The sequence below is a fragment of the Halanaerobium sp. genome, from assembly GCF_003070835.1.
In genome coordinates, this window is record NZ_QBLR01000056.1 from 1 (window position 1) to 17,724 (window position 17,724).

Genomic DNA, 17,724 nt, shown 5'->3' on the forward strand with positions numbered 1-17,724 from the left:
GACTTATTTTACTCTATTATACTTTATTACTTTATTGTTGTAAAGTGCTGAGGTAAAAAAATAGCAAATAAATTAGATTTCCTGTTAAATTAAACTTTTGATTATCCCCCAGAGACAAATAAAGAGGACGAAATAATATTCGCCCTCGACTTATTTTTATATTTTATTTAGATTTACTTAAGATGTGCCTGACCTCTGTAGACTAAGCCTCTTACTCCATCTACAGTGATTGTTTCACCATCTTTAAAGTCATCACTGATATCACCTGTATTAACTACTACAGGAATACCAATGTTTAGACCAACGATAGCTGGATGTGAGGTTAAGCCTCCACTGTAGGTGACTACTGCAGCTGCTTTCTTCATTGCAGGTACAAAGTCACGGTCAGTCATCGGAGCAATCATAATGTCTCCTTCTTCAATTTTATCCATTGCTTCTTCTGCTGTCTTAACTAACTTAGCAGGACCAACTACAATACCTTTGCCAACTCCCTGACCATTAGCAACTGGTTTACCAACAACATCAACTTTAATTAAGTTAGTTGTACCAGAAATACCAACAGGAGTACCAGCAGTAATTGTAACTAAGTCTCCTTCTTCAATTAATTCATGATTTAAAGCGGTTGAAACAGCATTTTCCATCATTTCATCAGTTGTAGAACTTCTGGCTGCTAATAATGGAGAAACTCCCCAGGTCATTGCCAGCTGATGTAATACTCTCTTATTTGGAGTAACGGCAATAATAGGTGTCTGAGGTCTATATTTAGAAACTGTACGGGCTGTTAGACCGGAACCGGTAGAGGTAATAATAGCTTCTGCTCCCAGTTCTTCGGAAGTCTGACAGGTAGCAAGTGAGATTGCAGCAGTTACAGAATCAGCTGCAAATTCATATTTCCCTGCAAATTTCTCTTTATAACTCTCAGAGTTTTCAACTTCCAAAGCAATCTGAGCCATTGTTTTTACTGATTCTACAGGATATTTACCGGCTGCAGATTCTCCAGATAACATAGTTGCATCTGTTCCATCATAAATAGCATTGGCAACATCAGAAGCCTCAGCTCTTGTAGGTCGAGGATTTCTGATCATAGAATCCAGCATCTGGGTTGCAGTAATAACAGGCTTAGATGCTTCATTACACTTTCTGATCATCATCTTCTGAACTATTGGTACTTTTTCTGGTGGAATTTCTACTCCCAGGTCACCACGGGCAACCATAATTCCATCTGCTACTTCTAAAATATCATCAAGGTTTTCTACACCTTCCTGATTTTCTATTTTTGCAATAATAAAGATGTCTTCATCTCCGCTTTCTTCTAAAATTTTACGGATTTCAATAACATCACTTGCCTTACGAACAAAGGAAGCTGCAATAAAATGGATTCCCTGGCTGACACCAAAGCGAATATCAGAAATATCTTTTTCTGTTAAAGCAGGAAGACTCACCTTAACTCCCGGCAGGTTAACACCTTTGCGAGAACCAAGTTCTCCACCATTAACTACTCTAGTTACTACATCATCACCATCGATTGCTGTAACTTCCAGACCAATTAGACCATCATCAATTAAAATTTCATTGCCAACTTCCATGTCCTCAGCTAAATCTTTATAAGATACAGAAATTTTCTTCGGGGTACCTTCAACATCTTCTTTAGAAATAATAAGCTCATTACCTGCTTCCAGCTGAATCTTGTCACCCTTCATTTCTCCGGTTCTAATTTCAGGTCCTTTGGTATCAAGCATTAAACCAACAGTTTTACCTGTTTCTTTTTCTGCTTTTTTAACCATATCAATTCTCTGTTTATGTTCATCATGATCTCCATGAGAGAAGTTCATGCGGGCAATATTCATTCCTGCCTCTACTACTTCTTTAATTATTTCACTGTCATTTGTTGCTGGACCTAAAGTACATACTATCTTCGTTTTTCTCATATTAACCTCCCAATTATTAACTTACATTGATAAAATATTTGCTAGCTCATAAATATCCATATTTATTGTTTCAGTCTTTTTAATTGCATCTTCAATCTTACAGTAACCAATTGAATTATCTTTATAATTGACCATTTTATCTCTTTTACCCTCTAATAATAAGTCAATTGCTTTAGCACCCATGCGGCTGGCAACGATTCTATCTGTAGCGGTTGGACTTCCACCACGCTGCAGGTGACCTAAAATAGTTACTCTGGTTTCCATACCAGTTTTTTCTCTAATTAAATCTCCCATTGCCATTCCGGGACTGCCGTTGTATTCACTTAAATCAGCAAATGGAGCCTTAACTCCTTCGGCAATTAAAATTAGACTGTGTAACTTACCTCTGTCAAATCCTTGTGTAATTTTATCACAAACTTGCTGTGGTGTAAAATCAATTTCTGGAACCAGAATATATTCCGCTCCTCCAGCCAGACCTGTCATTAAGGCCAAATAACCAGAATCACGCCCCATACATTCGATTACAAATGTTCTCTCATGTGAGGTGGCTGTATCTCTAATCTTATTGATTGCATCTAAAATAGTATTCATAGCTGTGTCAACACCAATTGTATAATCAGTGCAGGACAGGTCATTATCAATTGTACCGGGGATACCGACTGCTTTGATATCACTCTCAGCATTGATCTTCTGTACACCTTTTAAAGAACCATCTCCACCAATTACAACCAGAGCATCTATGCCTTCTTCTTTCATATTAGCATAAGCTTTTTTTCTACCCTCTTCTGTCTTGAACTCATCACAGCGTGCCGAAAGTAAAATTGTACCACCACGCTGAACAATATCTGCAACTGAACCTCTCTGCATTGGGAAAAAATCTTTTTCAATTAAACCTTTATAACCATGTCTTACTCCAACTACTTCCAGACCCTTGTAGATAGCTGTTCTAACTACCGATCTGATAGCAGGGTTCATTCCTGGAGCATCTCCTCCACTTGTTAGTACTGCGACTTTTTTCATTACTATACCTCCAATTAAAAATTTTTATGTAAACAGGAATAGGCTTCTTCAGCTTCAATTGCCGGTACCTTGATCTGATAACTACCAGATCCGGCATCATCAACCTGAACCATAAAGCCTTCTTTTTCCATAATTTTTAAAATATTATCAGCTTCCTCTTTTGAGGAAGCTATATATACTACCTGCCACATTTATAAGCTCCTTTCAAATTCTGACCCGAATAGATCAGAAAACAAAGCCTTTATTTGCCTTCAGAATTGACTTTACCGTGCTTACTCATAATCTCAGCTTTACCTCTAATTTTCATTGCAGAAACATTTTCGGTAAACTGAGCAGCCAGGATTTCTCCCTTATCCAATTTTTCTGTATGATTAAATTTGGTATCTTTACCTCTGGTTAAACCAATAATTGTAACTCCATCTTCTAGAGCCTTAATTAAAATATAATCAGCATTAACATCCATAATTTTTCCTCCTTTATCCACTTAATAATATAATAAGCAAAAAAGCATTGTCAAGAAATTTTGACATTTTTAACACAAAGTTTAGCAAAATTTTAAAATTCATTCGACTCAGAGTCAAAGAAACTAAAAACATTTCCAATCTTAAAGAAATTTATATTCAGATTTTTTCATCGCTCGAGACAGTTCAGTTTGAGTCTGCTGACTGCTGTCAATGTTATACTTATCAGCAGTAATTATCAGCTTATTATTTCTTTTCAACAGAACCGGTACATTACCTTCTTTTTTTAGCAAATATCTTTTTAATTTAGCAATTCTTCTTTGAGAAAGCTCCGAAATGTTCATTAAGAGCAATTTTTGATTTAAAGAAATTATTTTTTTAGCAATCAGCTGTCCATCACTTTTTTCTCCATAAATCAAAAGGCCTTTATTTTCTCTTAAATCAAAATTAATTTTTCTAAAAAGATCAGAAAAGACTATAACCTCTATCTTATCATCTCGGTCACTGACTGTTAAAAAGGCCATTTTATTATTGCGCTTTGTTATATGTTCCTTATAATTAATTAGATAAGCTGCTGTTAAAACCTTCTGGCCTTCGGAAGCATCAATAACTTCAGCCAGCGAATAAGTTTTTAAATATTTAAGTTTTTCCTGATACTGATCTAAAGGATGAGCGGAAAGATAAATTCCCAGAAATTCCTTTTCCTGCTCTAAAATAGTTTCAGTTTTCAATTCATCAACCTCAGTATAATTTAAATCCTCTTCCATAAACTCATTCTGATCCTCAAATAACTCTGCAAATGACTGCTGTCCCTGGGCTCGATGTTTTGATAAATTATTATACTTATTATATAAATCCTCATAATTTAAAAGCAGTGAAGCTCTGCTGACAGCAATCTGATCAAAGGCACCTGCTTTAATAAAGGCCTCCAGACTCTGAACGTTGAGCGCAGAAATATCAACCCGCTTGAGAAAATCAAGTAAAGAACTGAATTCTTTTTCTTTCCTGGCTTTAATCAAAGCGTTAATTGCAGCTGATCCTACATTTTTAATTGCCTTTAAACCATAGCGGACTTTACCCTCAGCTTCAGCAGTAAAATCATGACAGCTTTGATTAATGTCTGGTGGCAGAATTTCGAGTCCAATTTCCCGGGAAGCTTTAATATAATCTGAAATTTTATCCTGATTTCCCATAATTGAAGAAAAAAGAGCAGCCATAAATTCTTCTGGATAATGATATTTTAAATAAGCAGTTTGATAGGCCAGAAAAGCATAGGCAGTGGAATGTGACTTATTGAAACCATAACCCGCAAAATACTCCATCTGATCAAAAATTTCCTGAGCGGTAGCTTCTGCAATGCCCCGCTCCACCGCTCCCTTAACAAATTTTTCTCTTTCTGCAGCAACAAGTTTTAGTTTCTTTTTTCCCATCCCCCGGCGCAAAAGATCAGCTTCACCCATACCGTATCCAGCCAGAGTACTTGCAATTTCCATTACCTGTTCCTGATATAAAATCATGCCAAAGGTTTCTTCTAAAATAGGCTTTAATTTAGGATGTAGATACTCAGCCTCTTTTTTGCCGTGCCTGATATCAATAAAATCATCAACAATATTACTTCCTAATGGCCCTGGCCGTCCCAGAGCCAGCATTGCTATCAGATCATTAAAACGATCCGGCTTCATCTTTCTATTTAAAGATTGAAATAAATAGGACTCCATCTGGAAAACACCGGCTGTTTTACCTGTAGATAGGAATTCATATACTTCCTGATCATCAAGTGGAAGATTATCAATATCTATTTTTTTACCACGGCGCTCCTCGATTAATTGTAAAGTGTTTTTAATCACTGTTAAATTTCGCAAACCTAAAAAATCCATCTTTAAAAGTCCCAGTGCTTCCAAATCTCCCATCGGCAGCTGAGTAATTACGCTCTCATCCTGCTTTTGAAGAGGTACCAATTGAGCAAGCGGCTCAGCCCCGATGATTACTCCAGCTGCATGAGTTGAAATATGGCGGGGCAGGCCCTCTACCCCACGGGCATAGTCAAGCAATTCTTTGATTTCTCCATCATTCTGGTAAAGCTCTTGTAGTTTATTTTGATCTTTAACAGACTGCTCTATTCCCTTTCGAGAAGAAATTAGCTTTGCTACCCGATCAACTTTACCATAGGGAATAGCCAGCACTCTCCCGACATCTCTGACTGCCGCCCGTGCAGCCATGGTACCAAAGGTTCCAATCTGAGCAACTCTTTCGGTTCCATATCTTTCCTTTACATATTCGATGATCTGATCCCGGTTCTCGTCAAAATCAATATCGATATCCGGCATTGTTACCCGCTCTGGATTTAGAAAGCGCTCAAAAATCAGTCCATATTTTAAAGGGTTAACCTTGGTTATATTTAAGAGATAAGCCACCAGGCTCCCGGCAGCTGAACCTCGCCCCGGCCCGACCATTATTCCATTATCTTCTGCATACTTAACAAAATCATAGACTATTAAAAAATAAGCTGCATAACCCATTTCAAATATTATTCTAAGCTCATATTTAAGCCTCTCTACTGCCTGTTGATTAGAATCCATCTTCTTTGTTTTCAAACCTTTAAAACACAATTTTTTCAAAAGATCCTCAGGCGATTTCTCTTCCCCTAAATCAGGATAATCGGGTAGATAAAAATGATTAAAATCAAGATCAAGTTCTACTCTATCTGCAATTTTAACCGTATTCTGGTAGGCAGACTCAAAATTAGGAAAAAGTTTTCTCATCTCAGCTGGAGACTTATAGTAAAATTCCTCCCCGCTAAAGGTCATCCTGTTTTCATCATCGACAGTGGTTCCAGTCTGCAGGGCCAGCAAAATATCCTGCAATTCAGCATCTTCTTTATTTAAATAATGACTGTCATTTGTTACAACAGCCGGAATGTTTTCTTCTCGGCTCAGTCTTAATAAACCCTGTGTTGCCTCTTTTTCTTTCTGAAGATTGTGGTCCTGCAGTTCTAAAAAGAAACTTTCACTGCCAAAAATAGCCTGATAGTCAGAAACTGCCTTTTTAGCCAGATCATAGTTGCCGTTAAGCAAAAGCTGAGGAATCTCCCCCTGCAGACAGGCAGATAAACAGATTATGCCCTGACTGTACTCTGCCAGCAGCTCTTTATCAACTCGGGGTTTATAATAAAAACCTTCCAGCCACGCTTTGGAAACCAGCTGAATTAGATTGTGATAGCCCTGCTTGTTTTGAGCCAGCAGTACCAGATGATAGCGCTTCCTGCTTTTTTCAAAGCGGCTGCCGGGAGCAAGATAAACTTCCGCCCCAATTATCGGCTTAATCCCCTCTTTTTTTGCCTTTCGATAAAAATCAATCATCCCATAGAGTACTCCATGATCAGTAATAGCAGCAGCTGGCATTTCATATTCTTTTGTCTTTTTAATCAGCGAATCCACTCTAATTACTCCATCCAGCAGACTGAAGGCTGTATGATTGTGAAGATGGACAAAATTGGACATTTAAACCATTCCTTTAAATTTAGGCTTGTAAAATCTTGAGTTTTTTTGTATAATATAATCAAATGTCAATTTAGGAGGTGCAAGAATGAAAGAAGAAGTACAAAAATATATTGATAAAATCAGACCAAGTCTTCAGGCTGATGGTGGAGATGTTGAACTCGTCGAAGTTACTGAAGATGGTGTTGTTAAAGTTAAGCTTTTAGGAGCCTGCAGTGGTTGTCCTATGTCAACCTTAACCATAAAAAATGGTATCGAGAGAACTTTAAAACAGAATGTTGATGGCGTTAAGGAAGTAAAACCTGTTTAATTATTCAAAAAGTTTTAAGCCTTTAATACTAAAAAAAGATTTTAAAAGCATCCTCAAAAGGGATGCTTTTTTTATTTATGATTTACTATTCAGTTTCGACTTCTGATTCATCTTTTTCTGAATTCAATTCTTCTTCTGGGATTCCCACTTCAATGTCAGAAAAAATTATCTTTTGAATATCCTGGATTGTCTGGCTTAAGGCATACTCTGCTTCTAAATATTTTTTTACATTATTATTAATCTCAATAAAATTCTGCAGGTTCTGCAATTTTTCTTTGTCTTCCTCACTTAATTCTTCTCCAGACATTCTTTTTGTCTGCATTTCCATCATCAAATTCTGATAATCACGCAGCATTTTTTTTGAACCTTCTTTGGCCATTACCTTTTTACGCAGTTCAAGGTAATTTTGATATTGATCAGAATTTTTTAATTTTCTCTGTAGTCTTCTAGCTGTATCATGTACTGACATTAAGATTCCTCCTTCAAAATTTTAATTTCAGCTTTTATTTCTTCTTCAATCTCTATTATACCAAATGTATAGTTTTTTTCCAGGCGTTTATCAGTAGGTGAACCTGGATTAAAAAATAGTTTATCACTAACTCTTTCATTAAAAGGTCGGTGTGTATGTCCAAAAACAATAATATCACTGTCAACAAAACTGTAATTTAATCCCTGCAAAATATTTCTACCCCGAAACTGATGGCCGTGAATAACAGAAATCTTCTTCCCACCTGCTTCAAAAGTAATCTTATCTTTTAACTTCTTCTGTAATTGATAACTATCTCTATTCCCAGCAACTGTTTTAACTTCTGCAATTGACTTTAACTTATTTAAAAATCTTAATTCACAGTGGTCACCAGCATGAATTATCAAATCTACTTTTTTTAATTCTTTTATCAATTCTTCCGGAAAATCTTTACCTGTATTGGGCAGGTGTGTATCTGAAACAACTCCAATCTTCATTAGTTATTAAACCTCCATTAGTTTGAAAAAAACAACTTTGCCAGCAGTGGATATTTAATTTCAACAGCATCATATGGGCAGAGCTCCTGGCAGCAGAAACAGCGAATACATTCTTCTAAATCCACTTCTGGAAAATTATTCATCATTGTAATTGCCTCAGGGGGACAGTTTTCAGCACAGGTCCTGCAGCCAATACATTTATCTGCTTTAAAGACTGGTTTGGGACGCAGAAATTTTTCTAAAACATCTGATAAAAAATCAGGCAATCTTGCATCAAGCAAATTATTTTCCTTTTCAATTTTTGGAATCTCTACTTCAGCAGGAGCCTGGAGCTGATCACCCCTGAGCTCTAAATTTACTTTTTTTAATATCCCATCTGCCAGAGCTGCCTTAATCGAAGGAACTTTCTCCTCCGGATTAATTCCCAGCAGGCTAACTGCTGCCAGATCTAAATAATAGGGAGAAGTTGATGCCAGTAAATAATTAAAGTGCTTTGGCCGTCCATTAGAAGGACCCTCCCCTTCCATACCTACAACTGCATCCATTATTGTCAATTCTGGTGCCACCAGCCCTGCCAGATCATTTAACATTCTCGAAAAATCATAAACAGACTGCATTCTTAAATGATACTCTGCTTTTAAGACTCCAGGAATACAGCCAAATAGATTTTTAACTGCTCCAGTATACATTGTTAAGCCGTGAGTTTTTAACTTCGGCAGGTTAATTACCAGATCAGCATTTTCCAAATAAGATGCCAGCTGAAAAGATTTATTTATCTTACCTGCTTGATATTCATGTTTTCTGGAATCAGTGTTATAATTTAGTTCAATATTTTCTGCTTTAGCCAGCTGATAAAGACCTGATTTTTGATAGGCTCTTTTCAGCAGCTTATCATTAAAAGGGCCACCTGGGCTGTCAGCAATCACCACCTCTGCTCCAATTTCTTTGAGCATTCTAGACAGCACTCTAATAAACTTTGGATTGGTGGTTACTGCTGCTTCGGGAGACTTCCCCATTAAAAGATTGGTTTTTAAAACTACCCGATCACCAGAATTAACAAATCTCTTAAGTCCACCAAGTTCCTCCAGCAGCAAACTCATTTTTTCAGTCAATTCTTCTGTTTGATATGTCTCACATTTTTTTGCAGCTACAATGGTCATCTGCTTACCCACTTTCTTTTTTATAAGGTGCCAGGAAAAATTAAAACCGGCACTAAGGCCGGCTTATTTGTGTGATTTTTAGTTCATTTAGCTAATACTTTCTAAATAGCTAAATAAATAGCTTTAAGAAACTTTTTCACTCTTATTTTCTTTAGCCTTAGTTGAATCCTTTTTATCCTGATTAACATAAAAATTAGATCCCTTAAAAATTATCCCGGGTGAACCAATAATCCTTTTAACTTCACCACTGCATTCAGGGCATTCCTCTAAAGCATCATCATTAATATTTTGAAATTCTTCAAATCTTCCACACTTTTCACACTCATATAAATATGTCGGCATTTTTATTCCTCCTTCATATCCTTTTTTAAAATTTAATTTTTATTCATTGACAATATTTAAATATCCCCAGTAATTATAAAGCTGGATAAAAACAAACAAAGCAGCTATTAACCATTTAGAATGATAGATGAAATAGCCAAGACCAGCAGTTGAACTAATAATTATGGCAGTTAAAACAAATTTTCGCTTTAACTTAATTTTTAATATCTGCCAGGGAATTAATCCCAGACCAATAAAGACTCCAGAGTCAACATTATAAACAAGTCCGGCAGCTCCAACAAGTACAAATATAATTAATAAAAATAAATTCATAATTTAACCTCCAGTTATGGAGTTTCTCTTTATTTTAAAGTAAAATCCAACTTTATAATAATATATCATAAATTAAAGTCATTTAGCAAGTTATTAATTTACAATCTAAGGCTGCTAAAAGCAGCATAACGCTAATTTAAGCAGCTATAAGCTTTTTATTTTAATTTTTTAGTTCTAATAATGCCACAGACTCTATATGATAAGTCTGTGGGAAAAGGTCTACAGGCTGGATTTCAAGCAGTCTATATTTTTCTTTTAAACTTTTTAAATCCCTGGCCTGAGTAGCAGGATTACAGGAAATATAGATTATTTTTTTTATCTCATTAGCAAGCAGCAGCTGAATAGTTTTTTCATCCAGTCCTTTTCGGGGGGGATCAAAGATAATTGAATCAATTTGATCTCTTTCTATAATTTCTGGCAGCTTATCTTCCACCAGCCCCAGCTCAAAATCTACATTATTAATATTATTTAGTTCAGCATTGGCTCTGGCATCTTTAACAGCTGCTTTTAAAGATTCCACTGCATATACCTTTTCTACCCTGTCGGCAAGATAAAGTGCAATACTGCCGGTACCAGAAAAGGCATCGACTACTCTAGCACCGTGATCATCTCCGATATAATCTGCTGCAGTATCATATAACTTTTGAGCCTGCATAGTATTAACCTGAAAAAATGATCGGGCAGAAATTAAATATCCTGTCTTACCAATATATTCAGTAATTTTATTTTCTCCTGCTAATAGTATATCTTCTTTACCAAAAATCACATTGGTATTCTGATTATTAATATTCTGAACTACACCCTTCAGTTCTGGAATCTTGCGCATTAAAGTCCTGGCAATTAAATTCTTATCGATAAAATCATCACCATTGGTGACCATTACCAGCAGAGCCTGATTGGTGCAGGTACCGACTCTAATCACCAGATGCCGCAAAAGTCCCTGCAGAGTATTTTCATTATAGACACTGATCTGAAATTTATTTAATTCTTTTAAAGTTATTCTTAAAATTCTGTTGATTAAAGGATGCTGAATTAAGCAGTTATGGTTGGGAACAATATCATGACTTCCTCTTTTATAAAAACCGGCAGTTATCTGATCATCTTCATTTAACGCCAGTGGAAATTGAGCCTTATTGCGATAGCGAAAGTCGTCATCTGCAGCCAGTACATCTCTTAATTTAAAATCTTCAATCTCTGCTATTCGATTGATTAACTGCTTAATATTATTCTTTTTAAACTCCAGTTCTTTTTTATAGTTTATATGCTGGAGCTGGCAGCCTCCACACTCATTATATACCGGACAGGGAGCTTTAGTCCTGCCTTCTCCAGCTTCCACCACTTCTATTAGTTTAGCAAAAGCATAATCCTTTTTAATCTTAGTTATTTTAGCTTTTACCAGATCACCCGGTAAAGTAAGGGAGATAAAAACAGCCATTCCATTTTCCGCTCTGGCTACACCGTCCCCACCGTGGGCTAAATCTTCTATTCTAAAAGTTTTAATTTCACCTTTTCTCAAAATTGGCACTCCTCTATAAAATTATTATTAACTTATCCCTATCAAGTTTTTGACCCTCCTCGGGGCAAGCCCTCGAGGATTCCTGCTTCTTAGAAGTGCTAACCCACCATCTCCACAGGCTTAAAATCCCGTAAGTCCTACGGTATATCTTCTAACTTGCCTTTTGTATTTTTAATCCCTCATTTAAAATATTAACACTAGCGTTAATATCCCTGTCATGAACTTCTCCACATTCAGGGCATTTCCATTTTCTTATTTTTAGATCTTTAACTTTTTCATTTTTATAGCCGCAGTTATTACAGAGCTGGCTGCCTGGAATATTCAGTATATGTTTTATATTTATCTGCTTTAGCTTTTGCAAGAAAATGATTATATATATACCTTGTACAACCAACTGATTTATTTATTAATATTTTTTGTTTTTTATTAGGATATAGCCTGAACTTATATCCTTATTCTCTTATAATATTTTTGTCTGTCATGCTTGCACCTCCTCACAGGTATTATACCATAAACAAAGAGGTTAAACAAACATTTGTTTTTATTTTTAGAATATTTAATAGTTAAACATAATACTTAAAATTCAAAACCGTCTTCTCTTTCCTCGGGCAAGCCCTCGAGGTTTGCGAGCAGACTTTCACTCTATCACAAAAAACTACTGCTTATCAAGCTGGCTTTACAGCTCAATGCTTCTGTGGTAGAATTATTTGATAGAATATTTATGAATTATAAACAAATTTAATTATAAATTTTAAAATATCTTCTTAATTTAAAGCTACTTCAGGAGGAGGCAGTTTTTTGAATTTTCAGGTTGTGATCACTCAAATAATATCATTATTTTTACTAATTGCTGTCGGTTATTTTCTCAGACGCAGCAAGCACTTAGATCAGAAAGAAACTGGAGCCATTTCTAAGCTGCTTTTAGATCTGATTCTACCTGCTATGCTAATTTCCTCACTACAGATCAATATTAATGCTAAAATGCTGGGAGATTTTTTTAATTTATTTTTATACTGGATTGCTTTTTATCTGATATTAATAGTTCTGGCTTCAATAATTACAAAGTTTTTTCCCATTTCAAAAGATAAAAAATTAGTTCTTAAGTTTTTCCTTATTTTTGGTAATGTTGGGTATATGGGACTGCCAGTAATAGATGTTATATTTCCTGAGAACGGCATCTTTTTTGGTTCAATTGGAGTGGTGGTTTTTAATGTTTTTCTGTGGACTTATGGTACCAGTCTCTTTTTGCGTGACAATTAGATTAAAAAAATCAATTTAAGAGACATTTTAAATAATGGAGTAATTGCAATCATCATTGGTCTGTTTTTAATGTTAACTGGGATCAAGCTCCCGACTGCTGTGATGACAGCAGTAGACATGCTGGCAGAGGCTACCTTTCCTCTTTCAATGCTGGTTATCGGCAGCGGTCTGGCTCAGATTAAAATTTCAGGGATTTTTAAAGATTTAAACATAATCGCTTATTCGACTTTAAAATTATTATTAATTCCTGCAGCAGCAATTTTGATTTTAAACTTTTTTAAGATTGCTGACCCAATTAGAACTATTCTAGTTTTGCAGATTGCCATGCCTGCAGCTGCCAATGGAGTAATTTTCGCTGAAAGATATGAGGGTAATTATATTTTTGCAGCAGAAAGTCTCTTTTTATCTACTTTGATGGCCGCATTAAGTATACCTTTAATATCTTTTTTAACAACTTATATTAAATGATAATTAACTGGAGGAAATTAAGATGCAGAGTAATTCTCAAAAACTTGGTACAGAGGCAATAATTCCACTTTTAATGAGGCTTTCTGTCCCTTCAATTATAGCAATGGCAATTCAGGCTCTTTATAATGTGGTAGATAGTATTTATGTTGGTAGAATCAGTACTGATGCTTTATCTGCACTTTCACTGGCTTTTCCGATTCAAATTATTTTAATTGGAATTGGAGTTGGTACCGGAGTTGGAGCCAGTTCTTTAATTTCAAGACGCCTGGGTGAAAATAATAACCATGCGGCTGTTAATGCAGCTGAACACAGTATTATGCTTTCTCTTTTTTACGGAGTTTTAGTCGCAATTTTAGGCTTATTATTTGCTGATCAAATTCTGCAGTTATTTACCAGTGAAGCTAATTTGATTAAGATGGGAAGTGAATATATCAAAATTATTCTTATTGGTTCAACAGCCATGTTCTTCCCAATGATCAGCAATAATATCCTGCGGGGAGAGGGAAATACTTTTACACCGATGGTCGCCATGCTGATTGGTTCAATCATTAATATCATTCTTGACCCCTTTTTGATTTTTGGAATCTGGATTTTCCCTGAAATGGGAGTCGCTGGAGCCGCAATTGCAACAGTTGCTGCCAGAATTATCAGCGGAAGTTTTTTAATTTATATTCTGCTTTTCAGTAAAAAAAATGAACTACAGATTTCTTTAAAAGATTTTTCTTTTGATCTGCAAATAATAAAAGATATTTATGTAGTTGGTTTCCCGGCAATGGTGATGCAGTTTTTAGCCAGCTTTATGCTCGGAGGGATGAACAGAATCCTGGCTGGATTTGGCAGTACTGCAATTGCAGCAGCCGGAATTTATTTCAGACTCCAGTCCTTTGTTTTTATGCCTGTTTTTGGTCTCAATCAGGGTTATATGCCGATTATGGGCTATAATTACGGCCATAATAATCCAGAAAGAATGAAAAAAACTTTTAAGTCAACCCTATTAGTTGCAGTTGCTTTTACCACAACTGGTTTTATCATTTTCCAAACTGTTCCCGAACTATTAATTAAAATGTTTAATAGTGATCCTGAACTGCTCAGAATAGGTACAAATGCCCTGAAGAAAATAAGTATTGCTTTTCCTGTTATTGGTCCAGCAATAATTATTTCAACTACTTTTCAGGCGCTGGGCAATGGATTTCCCAGTCTTATTTTCTCATTTTTAAGACAGATTGTTGTCTTACTTCCAGTAATGTATTTACTGGGCCATTATTTCGGTTTAGAATATCTCTGGTTTGCTTTTCCAATTTCAGAGGCAGCCAGTATTTTACCAGCTTCAATCTGGCTGTGGTTAAAATTTAGAAATATTTTTGTCAGGATGGAAAAAAGAAAGAATATGAAAACTTGATAATTTTTTCTAGAAAATAATTATAAGTTTTCAATTATATTTAATAATAAGTTATAAAACCCCGGGCAAAGATTAAGTTAATCTTTGCCCGGGGTTAAATTCAAATATCTTTTCTTATTTAAATAAATAAGCTCATATTAGATTCATCGGCTGAGCCTAAGAAAGTTGCCACTCCTCCAACTTCAACTCCAGAAATTAATTCTTCTTTTTTAATTCCCAGCATATCCATTGTCATCTGACAGGCAACAAGTCTCACTCCATTATCCACAGCATTTTCAATCAATTCTTCCAGAGAATCCACACCTTTTTTCTCCATAATTCCTCTGATCATTTTGGGTCCAATTCCCATCATATTCATATTGGAAAGAGGAAGATTTTTACTGCCCTGAGGCATCATTTTAGCAAACATCTTCTCCATCATATTCTTATCAGCATTAACAGGACCATCTTTTCTTAAAATATTTAGTCCCCAGAAAGTAAAGAAGAGGGTTACCTGATTACCCATAGCAGCCGCTCCATTGGCAATAATAAATGACGCTATTGCCTTATCAAGTTCCCCACTAAAGACTACCATTGTCTTTCCTTTCTGAACTGGTTGAGAAACTGTATTTTGAACCGCGTCTTTTTCCTGCTGACTACCCTCATACTTTCCTTTTAAAAGGGTAACTTCAATTTTATCAGCTAATTCTTCAATTCTTAAGACTGTATTGCCAGTATTTTTGGCCCAGGCTTTAATATCCTGCATAAATCCGGGGTCGGTTGCAGTTACCTCCAGCATATCACCATTTTCCATTGTCTCCATCTTTTTATAAACCTGCATAATTGGCCCGGGGCACTGCAGACCACAGGCATCAAGCTCAACCACGGTTCCTTTGCCATATTTCAACATATCTTTAGCAGCAAGATTTGCTTCTTCCGGACTTTCAGCAGAATTATAATTTGCTTCAGCCGGATCTTCAATGACCTGTTCCTGATCATCTTTAACTGCCTTGTATAATTTATAGCCGCCACTTAAATTGCGGACTTTATTAAAACCATTCTGGGTTAATATTCTGGCAGCTATATAACCTCTTAAACCTATCGCACAGTAAACTATATATTCTTTTTCAGGGTTAAGCTGATCTAAATTATCTCGTAAATCATTTAAAGGAATATTAACTGAATAATCAATACTGCCCAGCTGAGTTTCCACTTCTTCTCTAATATCCAAAATCACTGTCTGCTCAGGATTAATATCTTCTAATTCCTGCCAGTAAGCTGCTTCAACCAGTCCATTTAGAATATTTCCTGCAGCAAAGCCTGCCATATTAACAGGATCTTTGGCGGAACCAAATGGTGGTGCATATGCAAGTTCTAATTCCTGGAGATCATAAATGTTCATTTTCTGTCTAACTGCTGTAGCCAGAACATCAATTCTTTTATCAACTCCATCATAGCCTGCAATTTGAGCTCCCAGCACCCTACCATCATCAGGAGCAAAAATTAATTTAATCATCATCGGTACTGCCCCTGGATAATAACCAGCATGATTATTAGAATTTGTATGAACCACCTGATAATCCCATTTTAAGTCTTTCAGTACTTTTTCCGAAGCACCTGTAGAAGCAATTGTTAAATCAAAAGCTTTAGCAATTGAAGTTCCCTGAGTTCCTTTATAAGTTTCTTTTCTGCCGCATATATTATCAGCAGCTATTCTCCCCTGTTTGTTGGCAGGACCAGCAAGAGGGATTCTGACAGGGCTTTCGGTAACTAGATCTTTAACTTCAATAGCATCACCAATAGCATAAATGCTGGGGTCAGAAGTCTGTAAATATTCATTTACTTTAATACCTTTACTGCTTCCAATTTCCAGACCAGCTTCTTCTGCCAGCTTAGTTCTTGGATTAACACCGATAGATAAAATAACAAGATCTGTCTTAATAGTTCTACCGCTCTGTAGTTCAACTATCCTTCTTCCATTAGCTTCTTCAACAGCAGTTATGCCATCTCCTAAATGTAGATCAATGCCTTTAGTTCTAAGATGATTATGAAGCATAGCAGCCATTTCATAGTCAAGTGACCCCATTAATTGATCCATCATCTCAACAACCGAAACTTCTATTCCTCTCTCATGAAGATTCTCGGCCATTTCCAGACCAATAAATCCACCACCTACTACTACAGCCCGGCTGGGCTTCTTTTTATCTACAAAATTCTTTATTTTGTCTGTATCAGGAATATTTCTGAGAGTAAAAACTTCCGGTAAATCAAGACCTGGAAGTGGGGGCTTTATTGGTTCTGCTCCTGGTGATAAAACCAGTTTATCATAACTTTCTTGATAAATTTCGCCACTCTTTAAATCTTTAATTTCAACTACCTTTGAATCCCGATTTATTTTAACAGCCTCATGCTGAATTCTAACATCAATATCAAATCTGTCTTCCATAGATTGAGGTGTTTGAACTAATAACTTCTCTCTTTCCTTTATAACTTCCCCAATATGATAAGGTAAACCACAATTGGCAAAAGATATGTGTTCTCCTTTTTCTAACATTATTATTTCAAGATCTTCATCCATTCTTCGCAAACGGGCTGCAGTACTGGCTCCACCTGCAACTCCACCCACTATAACTACTTTGTTTGACATTATTTCCCTCCTGATTATTTTCATTTTGAATAACTTTTTAAAAATAATTTGAAAGTTATTTATTTACTTCAAAATCTTCAAGTACATTTATAATATCCTTAGCTTTCTTATTAACAACATAATAATTTCTTTCCAGTCCATTTCTTTCACTATTTAAAATATCAGCTTCTCTCAATTTAGCCAGATGCTGAGATAGTGTTGACTGGGGGATATTTAAACACTGCTGCATTTCTGAGACATTACAGCCTTCTTCAGCCATTAATCCCTTTACAATTATTAATCTTACTGGATGAGCAAGTGCTTTTAATAATTCTGCTTCTTTTTCTAATATATCTCCATGTTTTTCTAAAATTTCTTTTCCCGCTTCACCTGTGAAAAAAGGCATTTTTTTACCTCCAATCTTAATTTGCATTGCTTTATCTAAATAATACGATATAGTGAATAAAATGTCAAGCTCTTTTA

The 17,724-nt window shown here is 35.8% G+C and carries 16 protein-coding genes and 2 pseudogenes; 3 read left to right on the forward strand and 15 right to left on the reverse strand.

The features are described from left to right. Positions 1 to 173 precede the first annotated feature (173 nt). The 5 genes from pyk to CI949_RS07900 all read right to left on the reverse strand — a co-directional run bounded on the left by pyk (position 174) and on the right by CI949_RS07900 (position 6,909). Positions 174 to 1,928 carry a pyruvate kinase gene (gene pyk / locus CI949_RS07880; RefSeq protein ID WP_133529503.1) on the reverse strand — a complete coding sequence of 585 codons (1,755 nt, stop codon included), beginning with the start codon at positions 1,926 to 1,928 and terminating at the stop codon, positions 174 to 176. Positions 1,929 to 1,949: 21 nt separating this feature from the next. Continuing rightward, a complete protein-coding gene (pfkA, locus tag CI949_RS07885) occupies positions 1,950 to 2,948 on the reverse strand; it encodes a 6-phosphofructokinase (protein WP_133529502.1) in 999 nt (332 codons plus the stop codon). Positions 2,949 to 2,962: 14 nt separating this feature from the next. Then, the gene (locus CI949_RS07890; protein ID WP_166637082.1) at positions 2,963 to 3,139 is read right to left on the reverse strand and encodes a hypothetical protein; all 177 of its coding nucleotides are present in this window, start codon (positions 3,137 to 3,139) and stop codon (positions 2,963 to 2,965) included. A 50-nt stretch (positions 3,140 to 3,189) separates the two neighbouring features. Beyond that, a complete protein-coding gene (gene mtrB / locus CI949_RS07895) occupies positions 3,190 to 3,411 on the reverse strand; it encodes a trp RNA-binding attenuation protein MtrB (RefSeq protein ID WP_108142719.1) in 222 nt (73 codons plus the stop codon). Positions 3,412 to 3,552: 141 nt separating this feature from the next. Then, on the reverse strand, positions 3,553 to 6,909 hold the full coding sequence (locus CI949_RS07900; protein ID WP_290764916.1) for a DNA polymerase III subunit alpha: 3,357 nt from the start codon (positions 6,907 to 6,909) through the stop codon (positions 3,553 to 3,555). Between the two features lie 85 nt (positions 6,910 to 6,994). On the opposite strand from CI949_RS07900, the gene CI949_RS07905 reads away from it, so the two are divergent. Continuing rightward, entirely contained in the window at positions 6,995 to 7,216 is a 222-nt protein-coding gene (locus CI949_RS07905; RefSeq protein ID WP_076544836.1) for a NifU family protein, read from the forward strand. Positions 7,217 to 7,301: 85 nt separating this feature from the next. On the opposite strand, the gene CI949_RS07910 is transcribed toward CI949_RS07905, so the two are convergent. The 8 genes and pseudogenes from CI949_RS07910 to CI949_RS20915 form a co-directional block, all read right to left on the reverse strand. Beyond that, a complete protein-coding gene (locus CI949_RS07910) occupies positions 7,302 to 7,685 on the reverse strand; it encodes a YlbF family regulator (RefSeq protein WP_133529500.1) in 384 nt (127 codons plus the stop codon). After that, entirely contained in the window at positions 7,685 to 8,179 is a 495-nt protein-coding gene (locus CI949_RS07915) for a YfcE family phosphodiesterase (RefSeq protein ID WP_133529499.1), read from the reverse strand. Before CI949_RS07915 ends, CI949_RS07910 begins: the two co-directional genes overlap by 1 nt. A 17-nt stretch (positions 8,180 to 8,196) precedes the next feature. Continuing rightward, the gene (locus CI949_RS07920; protein ID WP_133529498.1) at positions 8,197 to 9,339 is read right to left on the reverse strand and encodes a DUF362 domain-containing protein; all 1,143 of its coding nucleotides are present in this window, start codon (positions 9,337 to 9,339) and stop codon (positions 8,197 to 8,199) included. A gap of 123 nt (positions 9,340 to 9,462) precedes the next feature. Continuing rightward, on the reverse strand, positions 9,463 to 9,681 hold the full coding sequence (locus CI949_RS07925; RefSeq protein ID WP_133529497.1) for an FmdB family zinc ribbon protein: 219 nt from the start codon (positions 9,679 to 9,681) through the stop codon (positions 9,463 to 9,465). A 39-nt stretch (positions 9,682 to 9,720) separates the two neighbouring features. After that, positions 9,721 to 9,993, reverse strand: coding sequence for a hypothetical protein (locus CI949_RS07930; RefSeq protein WP_133529496.1), 273 nt, complete (start codon positions 9,991 to 9,993; stop codon positions 9,721 to 9,723). Between the two features lie 160 nt (positions 9,994 to 10,153). Then, entirely contained in the window at positions 10,154 to 11,518 is a 1,365-nt protein-coding gene (gene rlmD / locus CI949_RS07935) for a 23S rRNA (uracil(1939)-C(5))-methyltransferase RlmD (protein WP_290764927.1), read from the reverse strand. Positions 11,519 to 11,660: 142 nt separating this feature from the next. Next, positions 11,661 to 11,870, reverse strand: coding sequence for a transposase (locus CI949_RS07940; protein ID WP_243733877.1), 210 nt, complete (start codon positions 11,868 to 11,870; stop codon positions 11,661 to 11,663). Next, positions 11,806 to 11,949: pseudogene (locus CI949_RS20915) on the reverse strand (helix-turn-helix domain-containing protein); the annotation flags it as partial. The pseudogene CI949_RS20915 and the gene CI949_RS07940, both read right to left, overlap by 65 nt. A gap of 373 nt (positions 11,950 to 12,322) precedes the next feature. Between CI949_RS20915 and CI949_RS20920 the strand changes: the two are divergent. Beyond that, positions 12,323 to 13,237: pseudogene (locus tag CI949_RS20920) on the forward strand (AEC family transporter). Positions 13,238 to 13,259: 22 nt separating this feature from the next. Continuing rightward, the gene (locus CI949_RS07955; RefSeq protein WP_290764936.1) at positions 13,260 to 14,636 is read left to right on the forward strand and encodes an MATE family efflux transporter; all 1,377 of its coding nucleotides are present in this window, start codon (positions 13,260 to 13,262) and stop codon (positions 14,634 to 14,636) included. A gap of 118 nt (positions 14,637 to 14,754) precedes the next feature. Here CI949_RS07955 and CI949_RS07960 read toward each other — a convergent pair whose 3' ends face one another. Both CI949_RS07960 and CI949_RS07965 read right to left on the reverse strand, forming a co-directional pair. Further along, the gene (locus tag CI949_RS07960) at positions 14,755 to 17,262 is read right to left on the reverse strand and encodes a CoA-disulfide reductase (protein WP_133529492.1); all 2,508 of its coding nucleotides are present in this window, start codon (positions 17,260 to 17,262) and stop codon (positions 14,755 to 14,757) included. Between the two features lie 55 nt (positions 17,263 to 17,317). Continuing rightward, positions 17,318 to 17,647 (reverse strand): helix-turn-helix transcriptional regulator, encoded by a 330-nt coding sequence (locus CI949_RS07965; RefSeq protein WP_133529491.1) that lies wholly within the window; start codon positions 17,645 to 17,647, stop codon positions 17,318 to 17,320. Positions 17,648 to 17,724 lie beyond the last annotated feature (77 nt).

Bases quoted from the DNA above. Each gene is read 5' to 3' on its own strand.
- CI949_RS07905 (WP_076544836.1), top strand. From the start codon at position 6,995: ATGAAAGAAGAAGTACAAAAATATATTGATAAAATCAGACCAAGTCTT.
- CI949_RS07900 (WP_290764916.1), bottom strand. From the start codon at position 6,909: ATGTCCAATTTTGTCCATCTTCACAATCATACAGCCTTCAGTCTGCTG.
- CI949_RS07915 (WP_133529499.1), bottom strand. From the start codon at position 8,179: ATGAAGATTGGAGTTGTTTCAGATACACACCTGCCCAATACAGGTAAA.
- CI949_RS07955 (WP_290764936.1), top strand. From the start codon at position 13,260: ATGCAGAGTAATTCTCAAAAACTTGGTACAGAGGCAATAATTCCACTT.
- CI949_RS07965 (WP_133529491.1), bottom strand. From the start codon at position 17,647: ATGCCTTTTTTCACAGGTGAAGCGGGAAAAGAAATTTTAGAAAAACAT.
- CI949_RS07960 (WP_133529492.1), bottom strand. From the start codon at position 17,262: ATGTCAAACAAAGTAGTTATAGTGGGTGGAGTTGCAGGTGGAGCCAGT.
- mtrB (WP_108142719.1), bottom strand. From the start codon at position 3,411: ATGGATGTTAATGCTGATTATATTTTAATTAAGGCTCTAGAAGATGGA.
- CI949_RS07890 (WP_166637082.1), bottom strand. From the start codon at position 3,139: ATGTGGCAGGTAGTATATATAGCTTCCTCAAAAGAGGAAGCTGATAAT.
- pyk (WP_133529503.1), bottom strand. From the start codon at position 1,928: ATGAGAAAAACGAAGATAGTATGTACTTTAGGTCCAGCAACAAATGAC.
- CI949_RS07925 (WP_133529497.1), bottom strand. From the start codon at position 9,681: ATGCCGACATATTTATATGAGTGTGAAAAGTGTGGAAGATTTGAAGAA.
- CI949_RS07920 (WP_133529498.1), bottom strand. From the start codon at position 9,339: ATGACCATTGTAGCTGCAAAAAAATGTGAGACATATCAAACAGAAGAA.
- pfkA (WP_133529502.1), bottom strand. From the start codon at position 2,948: ATGAAAAAAGTCGCAGTACTAACAAGTGGAGGAGATGCTCCAGGAATG.
- CI949_RS07910 (WP_133529500.1), bottom strand. From the start codon at position 7,685: ATGTCAGTACATGATACAGCTAGAAGACTACAGAGAAAATTAAAAAAT.
- CI949_RS07930 (WP_133529496.1), bottom strand. From the start codon at position 9,993: ATGAATTTATTTTTATTAATTATATTTGTACTTGTTGGAGCTGCCGGA.